This window comes from Lacrimispora xylanolytica (genome assembly GCF_026723765.1).
Classification (GTDB): domain Bacteria; phylum Bacillota; class Clostridia; order Lachnospirales; family Lachnospiraceae; genus Lacrimispora; species Lacrimispora xylanolytica.
In genome coordinates this window covers 72,069-85,933 of record NZ_CP113524.1, presented here as the reverse complement: position 1 = coordinate 85,933, position 13,865 = coordinate 72,069, and the positions used below count along the sequence as shown (strand labels likewise).

Here is a 13,865-nt window from a genome sequence, read left to right as displayed (position 1 = left end):
TGGCAAGGGGCGTTATTTTTATACTCAAAAATAGAAAGGAAATGATAATATGGCTGAAAAACGAAAGAAAAGAAAGGACGGCAGATACGCAAAGCAGGTAACCATCGGGATAAAAGATGGTAAACCTGTCCGCAAAACTCTTTATGGAGAGACTTTAAAGGAATTGGATAAGAATTACAGAGACTTTATGAGCCTTAAGGACAAGGGGATTATACTTCAAGAGGAAAATATCACATTCCGGGAGCTATCCGAATTGTGGCTTACCAATGAGAAAATAGGTAGTATTACGGATCAATCAGTTACTGTTATTCGTAGTGAGCTAAGAACTATAAATTCATACATAGGAGAGATCAAAGCAAAGAGCTTAAGACAAAGCCATATTGAGGCTTTCCGCGCGGCCATGATCGCTTCCGGTAAATTAATCCGCTACAATACGTGCTTAGGAAGAATTCGAGCGATTGTTCGTTACGCTGTGTATAAAGAAATAATGGTGGGAGATATTACAGCAGGCATGAAGGACATTAGAAATGCGAGAAAGGCAAAAAAGCGAGCCCTAACATTATCAGAAAGACAACTTATTGATAAGGCTGATTTGAATGCTTTTGAACGTTGCTTTATTAACCTACTTCTGTACACAGGTATGAGAAAATGCGAGGCCCTGGCACTGAATGTATCGGATATAGATTTTAAAAAGAAGCGTATCGAGGTATCAAAAACATTGGTCACTAGTAAAAAATTAAGCGACTGTTTACAAGATTACACAAAAACAACGGCTGGAAAACGATATATTCCCATACCAAACGTTCTTCTTAATATTTTACTTGAGTACACAGCCGAAAAGTCAGGTATTTTGTTCAAGTCTAATACTGACAATTATATTGGTTTAGGTTCATTTAATGGACGCTGGAATAAAATACTTATGAAATTGCAAGCCGTGTCAAAAACTCCGTTATCAAACGATATTACCGCACATATCTTCCGTCATACCTATGCAAGCGATCTATATAAGGCGGGGGTGGATATTAAGCAAGCACAATACCTTTTAGGCCACGATGACATAAAGACAACCATGGACACTTACACCCATTTTGGATACGCGGATGTAAAAATGGATAAACTGGATTCATACTACGATGCAGTCAAAATGCAGTCAAGTGATAAAATAATAGCCCTCAAACACGCATAAATAAAGGGCTCCCTTGCTTCATAAAAAAGTAAAGTGCTTTTTTACTACCTTCGTTGTATAATAATTGAAAAGGAGGTTTTCTTATGCAGAATATCTTAGTATGTGATGACGACAAACAAATAGTAGAAGCCATTGATATATATTTAACAGGAGAAGGCTTTCAGGTCATTAAAGCTTATGACGGCTTTGAGGCCCTGGAGCTTTTAGAAGAGAATGAAGTGGATCTCATGATCCTTGATGTAATGATGCCAGGACTTGACGGAATTAGGACCACCTTAAAGGTACGGGAGACAAGCAGCATCCCAATCATTATCCTGTCCGCCAAAGCAGAAGACACCGATAAGATTTTAGGTCTTAACATCGGTGCCGATGATTATATCACAAAGCCATTTAATCCCTTAGAGCTGGTTGCCAGGGTAAAATCTCAGCTCCGCCGCTACACCCAGCTTGGAAACATGAATCAGCAGCCTGCGGGAGCAGTCTATAAATGCGGCGGCCTTTCTATCAACGACGACAATAAAGAAGTGACCGTTGACGATGAGTTAATCAAGCTGACTCCAATTGAATATAACATCCTGTTACTTCTTGTAAAGAATGCAGGAAAAGTATTTTCCATTGACGAAATTTACGAGCAGATCTGGAATGAGGAAGCCATTGGCGCAGACAACACCGTAGCCGTGCACATCCGACACATCCGGGAAAAAATCGAAATCAATCCCAGAGAGCCCCGCTATTTAAAGGTGGTCTGGGGAGTTGGGTATAAGATCGAGAAACAATAGGAGCGATTATGAAAAAGAGAAAAGAAGCAGCCGTCCTTTTGCATATCATCTTCTCCTTTCTCGTGGTGGTAGGCGTTACCATCATGTACAACAACATCCACTACGGAGAAGGCATCAGCTGGATCACCCACGAAACCTATGAAGACACCCCGGAGTTTACAAAGCAGCTACGGGCTGATATTGACGAAATCTTCAATTACGTTAAATACAAAGAGGTTTTTGAAACAGACGGAAGAATTGATTACTCAAAGCCAATTGTCAGAGTTACGGACGGCCCTAATTCTACCAAGGAGTATACCGTAGATGAGATGATCCGTCGGGCCAAGTCCCAGGGGTATTACTTAAATGAACAGTTTAAGGTCAGCGGTGGGCATCTTCCTGACTCTGATAATAAGAACTTAAACGTCCGGGTGGACTATAGAGCCTATGAGCCTGACTTTGTTGCTACAGAGCCAGGACAGGCCTTTCTTACCATGGATCAGCTTTCGTATGAAGTCCTTACCCATCTGGGCAATTATTACTCCTTTTATTACCGCTTTATCCAAAATCCAAGCAACTTAAAATTCGAAGTACGTTACCAGAATTCACAGAAGGAATATAAGCTATACCGAAACGTTGCCGGGAAGTCCGTGGATGATTTTAAGGCCATGGGGAAATACTTATATGTGACCGGGGAATCTCTTTACGTGGATTCTAACTTAACGACAGTCCCTAAGGACGTCTCCGCTCAGCTGGAAAAGATGAATCCCTATAACAATGGCAATTACCACATGACCATAGGGGTTGATACTTCCTATCCCTATCACGATGCTTATGAAACAGCCTCTGAAGCCTATAATCAGGTTCGGCTGCTGTACATCTCTGGGATTGTAAGTCTTTTGTTTGGAATTCTAGGCAGTGCCGCTACTCTCTATGTCCTGGTAAGCTTAACCGGACTGGAAGAAAAAGGCCCTTATCAGCCTAAGATCAAACGGGTAAAGCTCCTTCCAGCGGAAGGCTGCTTTTTAATATACCTGGCCGCTACCTTATGCTCCCTGTTTCTGGCTGACCAGCTGTTTAATAAGATCATACATCTGTTTCTTGCCGAAGAGCAGTGGTATTACGGGGAACTGGTATTACGGGTATTAATCTACTATGCCGCAGGACTCATGTTCTCTTTAAGTCTGCTAAAGCGGTATAAGGCAGGCACCCTCTGGACCGGAAGTCTTTTATTCCGGTGGCGGAAAAATCTATCTCTTTACTTTAAGAACCACCGCTTCACCACCAGAATCATGTTCGCCTATATTTTTTACCTGGCATTTAACATCATCATGATACTGTCCTTCTGCATCCTGTTATTTACCTATACGGACCTTGCATCCCGAATCTTAATGGGCGCTATCAGCATTTTATTTCTAGCCTTTGATTTGTGGGTCTTTCATAAAATGTACCGCCATGCATGGGAAACAGATCAGATCAACCAGGCACTGCTCCATATATCACAGGGTAACACCACCTATAAGATCAATACCGCTTCCTTTAACGGAAAAGAGCGGGAGCTGGCAGAGCATATCAACCACATCGGCACCGGTCTGGAAGCAGCCTTACAGGAAAAGGTGCGTAGCGAACGATTAAAAACGGATCTTATTACCAATGTGTCTCATGATATAAAAACCCCCCTTACCTCCATCATTAACTATGTGGATCTCATCAAGCGAGAAGGAATTAAAGATGAGAAAATATTAGGTTACTTAGAGGTACTGGAACAAAAGTCCCACCGTCTTAAAACTTTGACTGAGGATCTTGTAGAAGCTTCTAAGGCCAGTTCTGGCAATTTAAAGCTGGAAATACTAAATATAGACTTTGTGGAACTGATACAGCAGACAAATGGTGAATTTGAAGAGAAATTTTCCCTCCGCCATCTGGAACTTGTGTCTTCTCTGCCAGATGAATCTATTTTTATAGAAGCAGACGGAAGATACTTATGGAGAGTCCTTGAAAATCTCTACAACAATGCCTTTAAGTATGCCATGGAGCACAGCAGGGTGTATGTAGATATGATAAAAGAAGACGATATGGTGATTTTCACCATGAAGAATATTTCAGAAAATCCCCTGAACATAAAGGCGGATGAACTGACCGAACGCTTTGTCCGTGGAGATGTGGCAAGAACCACGGAAGGTAGCGGACTTGGAATTTCCATTGCCAAGAGCCTCACTGAGCTTCAAGGCGGACAGTTTAACCTTTATATTGACGGAGACTTATTTAAAGCAAGTGTTGCATTTCCTGTCAGGAAATGATAATAGGGAGGGGAAGCCTGATTCAGGCTTCCCCTCCCTACTATATTGGAACAAATTATATTCAAACACCAAACTATAACATATTAAAGTCTTATCCGAAGATTCTCCAGCCGCAGATGAAGTTGTTTCTCCACCAGTTACTTAAAGAACGCTCCACGACTCTTCCATGGCTTGAAGAAGCATCAATTACATTACCACCGCCAGCTACAATTCCAACATGGCCGCTAACGACTACGATATCTCCTGCTCTTAAGTCTCCAAAGCTGCTGATCTTTGTATACTTTCCAACACTTCTCCAGCCAGCTGACGTTAAGTAGCTCTGTCTTACCCCTACCTGATTTAAGGACCAATAAATAAATCCGGAGCAGTCAAAGGAACCAGGGCCTTTAGAACCCCATACGTAAGGCTTACCAAGCTTAGACCTTGCAATGGATAAAAGTCCGTTAACACCAGAACCACCCTTTACAGGGCCACTGCTGTTACCGCTGCCGCCTTTTCCGGTATTGCTTTTAGAGCCAGCACTCTTTACTCCGCTTCCTGAAAGCTTGTTAAGGGTATCTTTACCTACAGAACCGTCTGCAGAAAGGCCGTTGTTGCTCTGGAAAGCTTTTACGGCATTTACGGTTAATTCTCCGTAATAACCAGTTACATTGGAGGAAGCAAGATAACCATACTTATTAAGGAGCTTCTGAACATTCGTAACAGAGTCTCCCTGTTCCCCCAGTGTCATTCCGTTTGGCTGGGCTTCCCTGCTGTTTAAAGCCACTCTGGTAGATGGTCCTAAGTATCCGTCTACTACAAGGTCATTACGTGCCTGGAACTGCTTTACTGCGGTTACTGTATCATTGCCGTATGCACCGTCTGCTTCTGTCATCAGGTAACCAAGCTCTTTTAACCGTTTCTGGCTGGCTAAGACCACATCACTCTTTTCCCCATAGGACACCAGATTGGGCTTAATTTCCTCACTGTATAAAAGATTGATGGTCTGACGGCCTACTTTTCCGTCGATGTTCAGACCATTGACTTCCTGAAGTTTTCTTACCGCTACCTCTGTCTCATCTCCAAAGGTTCCATTTACCTGGGCTGCATCGGCCAGATAACCAAGCTCATACAGACGAGTCTGTATTCTCGTTATATCATCACCGCAAACGCCTTTTGCAACGGCGTAATACTTCGCTGCCGGTGACATGATGGAGGTGAAGGTCTCAGGACCTACGATTCCATCCTGAGCAAGACCGTTCTGGCGCTGATAAACCTTTATGGCTGCTTCTGTTACGTTACCGAAAAACTGGGTCGGCTCATCGTTATCCATGAAGCCTAATTTCATCAGACGTTCCTGAAGACTTGCAACCACGGGGTGCTCCACGCCGTTTCTCAAATATTCAGGAATGGGGTTTTCTTTTAAATCCGGCACCCCATTAAGCTTTGGAAGCAGCACCTCTCCTGGAAGCAGTCTGGCAATGGGCTGGTACTCTTTTTTCGCTTCAGAGACAGTGGCTGTGGAAGGGGTTGCAGAGCTTTTATTGGTAGACGTTTCCGTGCTGGTGCAGGCAGATAAAAAAGTTGTTGCTGTCGCAGCCAGAAAAAAGGAACGGATCACACGCTTTCTCCATATTATTTTTATGTTCATTGAATGAATTCCTTTCATATGTAAAATCAGGTCTATTTTAGCATAATTTTGTCAGAAAGGGAAAGGGAAATTATCTCATTGCGCCCAAAGACTGCTTATGATATAGTAAAACCATCAAATGGACTCCCATTTGAAAGGATAAGAAATAAAAAGGAGGGATTTTTATGACACCGATTTTGTGGGCTGCCGGAGGCACTGGCTTCACCTTTTTAATGACTACCTTAGGAGCATCCCTGGTGTTTTTCTTTCGGAAGGAAGTAAATCAGTCTGTTCAGCGGACCTTTCTTGGCTTTGCTGCCGGCGTAATGATCGCCGCTTCCATCTGGTCACTTTTAATACCTGCGATTGAAGAAGCAGAAGCAGCCGGAGGCATTGGCTGGATCCCGGCCGCAGGAGGATTTGTATTAGGAGTTCTTTTCCTGATTATTCTGGATTCTCTGCTTCCTCATCTTCATGCTGATATGAGCAATCCTAAGGGCAATGAGGCCGAAGGAATTTCATCAACCTGGAAACGTACCACACTTTTAGTAATGGCAGTTACCCTGCACAATATTCCCGAAGGTATGGCCGTGGGCCTGGCATTCGCCTTAGCAGCCCAGCACGGCAATGATCCGGCACTTTATACATCTGCACTGGCACTTGCCATTGGTATCGGCATTCAGAACTTTCCTGAGGGCGCTGCCATATCCCTGCCTCTCAGGCAAGAAGGACTTTCTGCCAAAAAAGCATTTATCAAAGGCAGTTTATCCGGAATTGTTGAGCCAATCTTTGGTATCTTAACTGTTTTGATCGCAGGAAATATCGCCCCTCTCATGCCCTGGTTACTGTCCTTTGCAGCCGGAGCCATGATGTATGTAGTCGTTGAGGAACTGATTCCCGAGGCACACTTAGGCGAACACTCCAACATAGGAACCCTTGGGGTCATGGTGGGATTCCTGATCATGATGATCCTTGATGTGGCTCTGGGTTAATAAATATAATTATGTAACAGGCGCATGGTATCAGTCTTTGTCACTGATCCATGCGCCTTTTATTCTGCCATAACAAGCTGGCTCACTGTCTTTATCGTATAAAAAAAGATATCCAAAGCAGCTGCCTGCCGGATATCTTTTCTAACCTATCTATTTCCTATCAGATCCCATTTTTTGTTTTGTACGCAGTCTTGCCAGTGATCTGGCTAAAGACGCCTCAAAATGAGAATGTTCCTGAAGGCTCTTGCCCTGTCTAAGCTGTTCCTCTGCTCTTTCCCTTGCTTCCTCGGCCCGGCGTTCATCAATATCCTCCGGACGCTCGGCTGTGTCCACGAGAACAGTGACACGGTTGTTGATAATCTGGGCGAACCCATTACCAACCACACCGCTGATCCACTGACCGTTTCCGTCAAGCATGCGCATCTCACCAATCGCTACGGCAATGACCATATTTTCATGGTGGGGAAGAACCGCTTTTTCGCCATCCGCCAGGGGAATTACAAGTTCCTGGCATGAGCCTCTGTAAAAGACTTTGTCGCTGGCAAGAACCTGAAGGAAAAATGTATTCTTACCCACAGGCAGCACCTCCAAGTTAAGCCTCTAATTTCCTGGCCTTTTCAATCACTTCATCAATGGTTCCAACGTTAAAGAATGCAGCCTCTGGATACTGATCCATCTCACCGTCAACAATGGCCTTAAAGCCGCGTACGGTCTCCTTAAGAGGCACATACTTTCCTGTTACGCCAGTAAAGTTCTCCGCAACAGAGAAAGGCTGGGATAAGAACTTCTGGATCTTTCTTGCACGGTATACGGTAGTCTTATCGTCATCACCAAGCTCTTCCATACCAAGAATCGCGATGATGTCCTGAAGCTCTTTATACTTCTGAAGAAGCTCCTGTACCTTACGTGCAACTTCATAATGCTCTTCTCCTACTACGTCAGGCTCTAAGATACGGGAGTTGGATTCCAAAGGATCAACTGCCGGATAGATACCTTGTTCTACGATCTTTCTGGATAAAACAGTGGTTGCATCCAGATGAGCGAAGGTGGTTGCAGGAGCCGGGTCAGTTAAGTCATCGGCAGGCACATAAACAGCCTGAACAGAGGTAACGGAACCATTTCTTGTGGAAGTGATTCGCTCCTGAAGCTCACCCATTTCTGTAGCCAGAGTCGGCTGATAACCAACGGCGGAAGGCATACGTCCTAAAAGAGCGGATACCTCAGAACCAGCCTGAGTAAAACGGAAGATGTTATCAATGAATAATAACACGTCCTTATGCTCTTCATCACGGAAATACTCCGCCATGGTAAGGCCTGATTCTGCAACTCTCATACGTGCTCCCGGCGGCTCGTTCATCTGACCGAACACCAGAGCAGTCTTTGAAATAACACCGGACTCACCCATTTCGGTCCAAAGGTCATTACCCTCACGGGAACGCTCTCCAACACCGGTGAAGATGGAATATCCGCCGTGTTCAGTAGCAATGTTGTGAATCAGCTCCTGGATAAGAACTGTCTTACCAACACCGGCACCGCCGAACAGACCAACCTTTCCACCCTTAGCATAAGGAGCTAAAAGGTCAATTACCTTAATACCTGTTTCCAGGATTTCTGCAACCGGACTCTGTTCCTCAAATGCTGGGGGATCTCTGTGAATGACCCATTGGGGTGCATCGGAGATTTCCTCTCCATTATCAATGGTTTCACCAAGTACGTTAAACAAACGTCCAAGAGTCTTCTCACCAACCGGAACCTTAATTCCTTCTCCGGTAGCAGTTACTTCCATCTCTCTGCTCAGTCCTTCGCTGGATGCCAGCATAATACAACGGACTGTGCTGTTGCCCATATGCTGAGCAACCTCCATAACTAAGCGTCTGCCTTCATTGTATACCTCAAGGGCATCCTTAATAGCCGGAAGCTCACTGCCCTCTAAAAACTCAACGTCTACTACAGGTCCAAGGACCTGAACGATCTTACCTTTATTCATAATCTGTTACTCACAGTCGTGAGGACTCCTCCTCTCTCAATTTATTGAAAACACGATGAAGCTACGCTTTCTTCGCTTTCTTTTTCTGGGCTTTTGCCCCGCTGATTACCTCAGTGATCTCCTGAGTGATCGCTGCCTGACGGACACGGTTATAAGTGATCGCCAGCTCGCTTAACATATCCTGAGCACTGTTTGTTGCAGCCTGCATTGCCATCATTCTGGAATTCTGCTCACTGGAATAGGATTCCACCAGACCGCCGTAGATGAAACCTGCGATATAATTGGGCACAATGGTATCAATCACTGCCTGAGGTGACGGGTACATGGTGACCTCCTCCAAATGTACATTAAGCGGTACATTTCGGGTGATCTGCTTTTTAGGAATAGGAAGAAGCTGCTGCACCTCTGCCTCCATCTTCATCGCATTGGCCATTCTGGTGTAAATCATATACACCTCATCAAGTTTTCCAGACAGGAAATAATCCACGATCTTTTCTTCAATGATTCTGGCCCGGCTCATGTTAGGCTTCTGTACGGTATACCGGAAATCCTGTTCCACTGGTATTCCCTTTTTAACAAAATACTGATGCCCCAATTCACCTACGACGAACAGCATGGGATTACCACCCTTGTCAATCTGCTCCTGGGCCAGTTTAAATACATTATGATTATAAGCACCCGCAAGTCCCTTATCAGCCGTAACCACGATGTATCCGATCTTACGGTCTTCTTTCTTGATCTCCGGCCGGGTATCCAGATACGGATCATTAATATCCGGTGTATGTCTGATAATTCTTGCGATGGTGCTCTGCAGTGCATAAAAATAAGGCTCCGTATCAGTCAGGGCTTTCCTTGCCCTTTTAAGCTTTGACGAGGAAATGGTATACATCGCATTGGTAATTTTCATGGTGCTTTTAATACTGTTTATCCTGCTTTGTATCTCTCTCGCATTTGCCATATCTTACACCCGTTTCTGTTTAAATTCAACCGCTGTGTCAAGGATCTTCTGCTTCAGCTCATCAGAGATGGCCTTCGTCTCTTCAATCTCCTTGACAATCTCCGGATGTGCATTTTCAAAGTAGTCAAGCATATCTCTCTGGAATGCCTTGATCTTTGAAACTTCAACATCAACAAGAAGACGATTGTTCGCAACAAGCAGGCTGATTACCTGGTCATGAAGGCTTAATGGATGACATAAAGGCTGCTTTAACAGCTCTGTCAGTCCTCTACCGTATTGGATCTGCTCCTTGGTCGCTGCATCCAGATCAGAACTGAACTGAGTGAATACTTCCATCTCACGACACTGAGCCAGATCGATACGAATGCTTCCTGCTGCCTTTTTCATCGCCTTAGTCTGAGCCGCACCACCAACTCGGGATACGGAAAGACCAACGTTAACAGCCGGTCTCATACCGGAGAAGAAAAGATCACTCTCCAGGAATATCTGTCCGTCAGTAATGGAGATAACATTGGTTGGAATGTAGGCAGATACGTCTCCTGCCTGAGTTTCAATAATTGGAAGAGCGGTAATGGAACCTCCTCCAAGTTCATCCTTTAAGCGGCTGGAACGCTCCAGCAGTCTGGAATGGAGATAGAAAACGTCACCAGGATATGCCTCACGTCCGGGAGAACGCTCTAAAAGCAGTGACAGGGAACGGTAAGCCACTGCGTGCTTGGATAAATCATCATAAACGATCAGTACATCTTTTCCCTTATGCATGAAGTACTCTGCAAGAGCAGTTCCGGAATAAGGTGCAATGTATTGAAGGGGTGCCGGTTCGCTTGCTGAAGAATTTACCACGATGGTATATTCCAGAGCGCCGTAATGTGATAAAGTGTTAACAAGCTTTGCAACGGTAGAAGCCTTCTGTCCGATTGCAACGTAAACACAGATCACATCTTTGCCCTTCTGGTTTAAAATCGCATCAATAGCGATGGAAGTCTTACCAGTCTGACGGTCGCCGATGATAAGCTCACGCTGTCCACGTCCGATAGGGAACATGGAGTCAATGGCAAGAATACCTGTTTCCATAGGAACGGATACGCTCTTACGGTCAACGATGCCAGGTGCTTCATTTTCAATAGGACGGTAATCGTCAGAAACGATTTCACCCTTTCCATCGATAGGAGCTCCAAGAGAGTTTACAACTCTTCCTACGAACTTATCACCTACCGGAATACCTGCACGTTTTTTGGTTCTTGTTACTTTAGAACCTTCTTTTACTTCGCGGTCAGAACCAAAGAGGATGCATCCGATATCTTCTCTTCTGATATCCTGAACCATTCCTTTAATTCCATTATCAAATACAACGATTTCTCCGTACATTGCATGGTCAATACCATATACCGTTGCAATGCCGTCTCCAACGCTTATTACAGTTCCCACTTCCTGGTCCCTGGCATGCGCGTCATAATCTGCAATTTCACTTCTCAATATTGAAATAATTTCATCTGAATTGATGGAAGCCACGTTTTTCACCTCCGCATTATTTTTTGTTCTAATTGTCTCAGACGTCCCTTTAAGCTCCAGTCAGTCTCCACATCTCCTACACGGATGATGAATCCACCGATTAAACCGGGGTCTTCGATCAAGCGGAGTCTTATGTCCTTCTTCTCGTACTTTTTGCAAAGCATCGCCTTAATTTCCTGAAGCTGTGCTTCTTCCGGTTCCGTAACATAGTAAAGGGAAGCCTCTAAAACTCCCTCTTCCTCCGCTACCCGCGTACGATACGCCTCGAAGATATCATCTGCAAGGTCCATATCTCTCCGGTCCACGATTACCTTTAAAAAGGTTATCATCTCTTTTGGAAACACGCGCTCAATCACCTTATGCTTGCTGCCCTTTGGAATCACAGGACTGCTTAAGGCACGCTTAAGCTCCGGCACTGTCTTTAGCGCCAGAGCCGTCTCCTCTATGGCCGTCTGGGAAATGGAAAGTTCAAAAAGAACCCGTCCGTAATTAATTGCTGCCTGCATCATGAGAATCACCTGCTTCTGCTATAAATGAATCATAAAGCGCCTTGTTTGCCATGGCACTCGCTTCCTGATTGACTACCTTTGCCGCCGCAGCGATTACTAAGCCGGCAATCTGAGCCTTAGCTTCGTTAAGCGCTTTTTCCTGATCGGCTTCCGCTTTTCTCTGTGCTTCTGAAATCACCCGGCCAGCCTCTTCTTCCGCATTCTCTAAAATACGGTCATATTGAACCTTGGCCTGATTTTTTGCTTCTTCGATAATCTTTAATCCTTCTTTTGAGGATTCCGCCAGCTTATCTTCATACTGCTTTTTCATCTCTGCTGCCTGGCCCTCAGAATTTTTGGCATTTGAAATGCTGTTCTCAATCATCGCCTGCCGCTTATTCATTACTTCCATAACCGGCTTAATCAGGAAATGCCTTAGCAAAAGATACAGGACAATAAGATTCAACATATTAAACACAACGTTCATATCCAGTCTAAGCATCTCTACCGCCTGCCTTTCTATTTATATTTTCCAATCGAATCCTGATTTCAGGCATTATTTGAGGAATAAGATGATAAGAAGGGCAATAACGAAACCGTAAATAGCAGTTGCCTCTGCAAGAGCACAACCTAATAAGAGAGCCTTGCTGATCTTGCCGTCTGCTTCTGGCTGTCTAGCAATAGCATCTACGGACTTAGCGGTTGCTAAACCGATACCAATACCTGCACCTAAACCTGTTAATACTGCGAGTCCTGCTCCAATAGCTGTAAACATAATAATCTCTCCTTTTAATTTGAACTAGTTTTACTCTACTGACTCCTTGATGAAAAGAGCCGTCAAAAATACAAATACATACGCCTGAATCAATCCGTCAAAAATGTCAAAATACATAGAAAACGGAATTGGAATGATCGCCGGAACGATCAGCTTAATAAGCTCCATAACAACGAACGCTCCTAAAACATTACCAAACAATCGCATACACAAGGAAAGCGGTTTGATAAACAGTTCCAGGATATTGATCGGCGCGATAATCGCGACCGGCTCCGCAAAGCCTTTAATAAAGCCTTTAAGGCCTTTTCTGTGAAAGCTTGCATATTCAATCAGCAGAATGCTCATAATAGCAAGCGCTGCGGTGGCATTTAAATCCTTGGTAGGCGGTTTAAGCCCTAGCAAACCAATGAGATTCGCAACACCGATGTAAATTGCCACAGACACAAGGTAGGGAATGTAACGTCTTCCTTCTTCACCAATCAGGTCATCAAAAAAACCATAAAGACCACCGACCGCCAACTCCAGTACCTGCTGCTTCCTTCCAGGGTTCTCAACCTTTAAGTTCCTGACAAATATAATGGAAAGCAGCGTCAGGGCCGCCATGATAACCCACGTTACCACAACAGATTCTGAGATACCAATTCCTCCGAATACCGGGATGGTAAATACCGTTTCGCAGTTAAGTTCTTCCATTAACTTCTCTGCTAAATCCTCCGTAATGCTCACTTCCTTTCTTAGAGACAGCCTTTCTCTTTTTTATATTGTTATCCTCTTTTTAAAATTGTATTTTTGGACATACAATTTCCTTGAGGTATATGGTGTATCATACTTTCAACCGCGAAAATTGTCAACTTTTTAGATATTTCGTAACATCTTGTTAATGCGGGTTATTGTTTGAACATTTAAAACAACTTAAACAGTTATAATCCGGGTTTTATTATCAATATTTTTAATTAAAATGTAATAAAAAAGTAAAGTCACGATTTTAAGATTCAATTTTCTAGGATTTATCACAATTTTTTGTTTTATATTTTATGAAAAATGACTATGTTTTTTTTATAACATAAATTTTAACCGTCATTACTTACGAAGCAAGGTATCCCAGAGACTTATTTGATGGAAAAAAAAGATACGATGAATCACCACTTTTTCCATCCCCATAACAAATCCTACAAATGCTCCCTATGGAAATATACTGGCTTTAACACCTTTTCTTCTTATTAAATGGAACACATAAATAAGCCTTTTAAATTAATATAAGCTTAAATTCGCCTTACTGTTTATAAATATTTTACTGGAA

13 protein-coding genes are annotated in these 13,865 nt (G+C 43.7%); 4 read left to right on the top strand and 9 right to left on the bottom strand.

Going from position 1 to position 13,865, the window contains the following annotated elements; all coding sequences use genetic code 11:
- Positions 1-49 precede the first annotated feature (49 nt).
- From OW255_RS00350 to OW255_RS00340, 3 genes are all read left to right on the top strand, one after another.
- Positions 50-1,186 (top strand): tyrosine-type recombinase/integrase, encoded by a 1,137-nt coding sequence (locus OW255_RS00350; protein ID WP_268115248.1) that lies wholly within the window; start codon positions 50-52, stop codon positions 1,184-1,186.
- Positions 1,187-1,269: 83 nt separating this feature from the next.
- Positions 1,270-1,965 (top strand): response regulator transcription factor, encoded by a 696-nt coding sequence (locus OW255_RS00345; RefSeq protein ID WP_268115247.1) that lies wholly within the window; start codon positions 1,270-1,272, stop codon positions 1,963-1,965.
- A gap of 8 nt (positions 1,966-1,973) precedes the next feature.
- Positions 1,974-4,244 carry a sensor histidine kinase gene (locus tag OW255_RS00340; protein WP_268115246.1) on the top strand — a complete coding sequence of 757 codons (2,271 nt, stop codon included), beginning with the start codon at positions 1,974-1,976 and terminating at the stop codon, positions 4,242-4,244.
- Positions 4,245-4,335: 91 nt separating this feature from the next.
- Here the strand turns inward: OW255_RS00340 and OW255_RS00335 are convergent, their stop codons facing one another.
- Positions 4,336-5,874 carry a C40 family peptidase gene (locus OW255_RS00335; RefSeq protein ID WP_268115245.1) on the bottom strand — a complete coding sequence of 513 codons (1,539 nt, stop codon included), beginning with the start codon at positions 5,872-5,874 and terminating at the stop codon, positions 4,336-4,338.
- A gap of 164 nt (positions 5,875-6,038) precedes the next feature.
- Between OW255_RS00335 and OW255_RS00330 the strand changes: the two genes are divergently transcribed.
- Positions 6,039-6,845, top strand: coding sequence for a ZIP family metal transporter (locus OW255_RS00330; RefSeq protein WP_268115244.1), 807 nt, complete (start codon positions 6,039-6,041; stop codon positions 6,843-6,845).
- Between the two features lie 150 nt (positions 6,846-6,995).
- Here OW255_RS00330 and atpC read toward each other — a convergent pair whose 3' ends face one another.
- From atpC to OW255_RS00290, 8 genes are all read right to left on the bottom strand, one after another.
- Positions 6,996-7,421 carry an ATP synthase F1 subunit epsilon gene (atpC, locus tag OW255_RS00325; protein WP_024837832.1) on the bottom strand — a complete coding sequence of 142 codons (426 nt, stop codon included), beginning with the start codon at positions 7,419-7,421 and terminating at the stop codon, positions 6,996-6,998.
- A gap of 16 nt (positions 7,422-7,437) precedes the next feature.
- Positions 7,438-8,832: a F0F1 ATP synthase subunit beta gene (gene atpD, locus OW255_RS00320; RefSeq protein WP_024837833.1), complete on the bottom strand. Its 1,395-nt coding sequence runs from the start codon at positions 8,830-8,832 to the stop codon at positions 7,438-7,440.
- Between the two features lie 61 nt (positions 8,833-8,893).
- Complete coding sequence (atpG, locus tag OW255_RS00315; protein WP_268115243.1) at positions 8,894-9,790, bottom strand: ATP synthase F1 subunit gamma; 897 nt, start codon at positions 9,788-9,790, stop codon at positions 8,894-8,896.
- A 3-nt stretch (positions 9,791-9,793) separates the two neighbouring features.
- The gene (atpA, locus tag OW255_RS00310) at positions 9,794-11,302 is read right to left on the bottom strand and encodes a F0F1 ATP synthase subunit alpha (RefSeq protein WP_268115242.1); all 1,509 of its coding nucleotides are present in this window, start codon (positions 11,300-11,302) and stop codon (positions 9,794-9,796) included.
- Between the two features lie 5 nt (positions 11,303-11,307).
- A complete protein-coding gene (atpH, locus tag OW255_RS00305; protein ID WP_026893072.1) occupies positions 11,308-11,811 on the bottom strand; it encodes an ATP synthase F1 subunit delta in 504 nt (167 codons plus the stop codon).
- Positions 11,792-12,292, bottom strand: a complete 501-nt coding sequence (gene atpF / locus OW255_RS00300; protein WP_268115241.1) for a F0F1 ATP synthase subunit B — start codon at positions 12,290-12,292, stop codon at positions 11,792-11,794. The genes atpH and atpF overlap by 20 nt, the downstream gene beginning before the upstream one ends.
- Before the next feature lie 54 nt (positions 12,293-12,346).
- On the bottom strand, positions 12,347-12,565 hold the full coding sequence (gene atpE / locus OW255_RS00295) for an ATP synthase F0 subunit C (protein WP_026893070.1): 219 nt from the start codon (positions 12,563-12,565) through the stop codon (positions 12,347-12,349).
- A 30-nt stretch (positions 12,566-12,595) separates the two neighbouring features.
- Positions 12,596-13,258: a F0F1 ATP synthase subunit A gene (locus OW255_RS00290; protein ID WP_268116646.1), complete on the bottom strand. Its 663-nt coding sequence runs from the start codon at positions 13,256-13,258 to the stop codon at positions 12,596-12,598.
- Positions 13,259-13,865: the final 607 nt, after the last annotated feature.

Bases quoted from the DNA above. Each gene is read 5' to 3' on its own strand.
- atpF (WP_268115241.1), bottom strand. From the start codon at position 12,292: ATGCTTAGACTGGATATGAACGTTGTGTTTAATATGTTGAATCTTATT.
- OW255_RS00340 (WP_268115246.1), top strand. From the start codon at position 1,974: ATGAAAAAGAGAAAAGAAGCAGCCGTCCTTTTGCATATCATCTTCTCC.
- OW255_RS00330 (WP_268115244.1), top strand. From the start codon at position 6,039: ATGACACCGATTTTGTGGGCTGCCGGAGGCACTGGCTTCACCTTTTTA.
- atpD (WP_024837833.1), bottom strand. From the start codon at position 8,832: ATGAATAAAGGTAAGATCGTTCAGGTCCTTGGACCTGTAGTAGACGTT.
- OW255_RS00345 (WP_268115247.1), top strand. From the start codon at position 1,270: ATGCAGAATATCTTAGTATGTGATGACGACAAACAAATAGTAGAAGCC.
- OW255_RS00290 (WP_268116646.1), bottom strand. From the start codon at position 13,258: ATGGAAGAACTTAACTGCGAAACGGTATTTACCATCCCGGTATTCGGA.
- OW255_RS00350 (WP_268115248.1), top strand. From the start codon at position 50: ATGGCTGAAAAACGAAAGAAAAGAAAGGACGGCAGATACGCAAAGCAG.
- atpE (WP_026893070.1), bottom strand. From the start codon at position 12,565: ATGTTTACAGCTATTGGAGCAGGACTCGCAGTATTAACAGGTTTAGGT.
- atpG (WP_268115243.1), bottom strand. From the start codon at position 9,790: ATGGCAAATGCGAGAGAGATACAAAGCAGGATAAACAGTATTAAAAGC.
- atpH (WP_026893072.1), bottom strand. From the start codon at position 11,811: ATGATGCAGGCAGCAATTAATTACGGACGGGTTCTTTTTGAACTTTCC.
- OW255_RS00335 (WP_268115245.1), bottom strand. From the start codon at position 5,874: ATGAACATAAAAATAATATGGAGAAAGCGTGTGATCCGTTCCTTTTTT.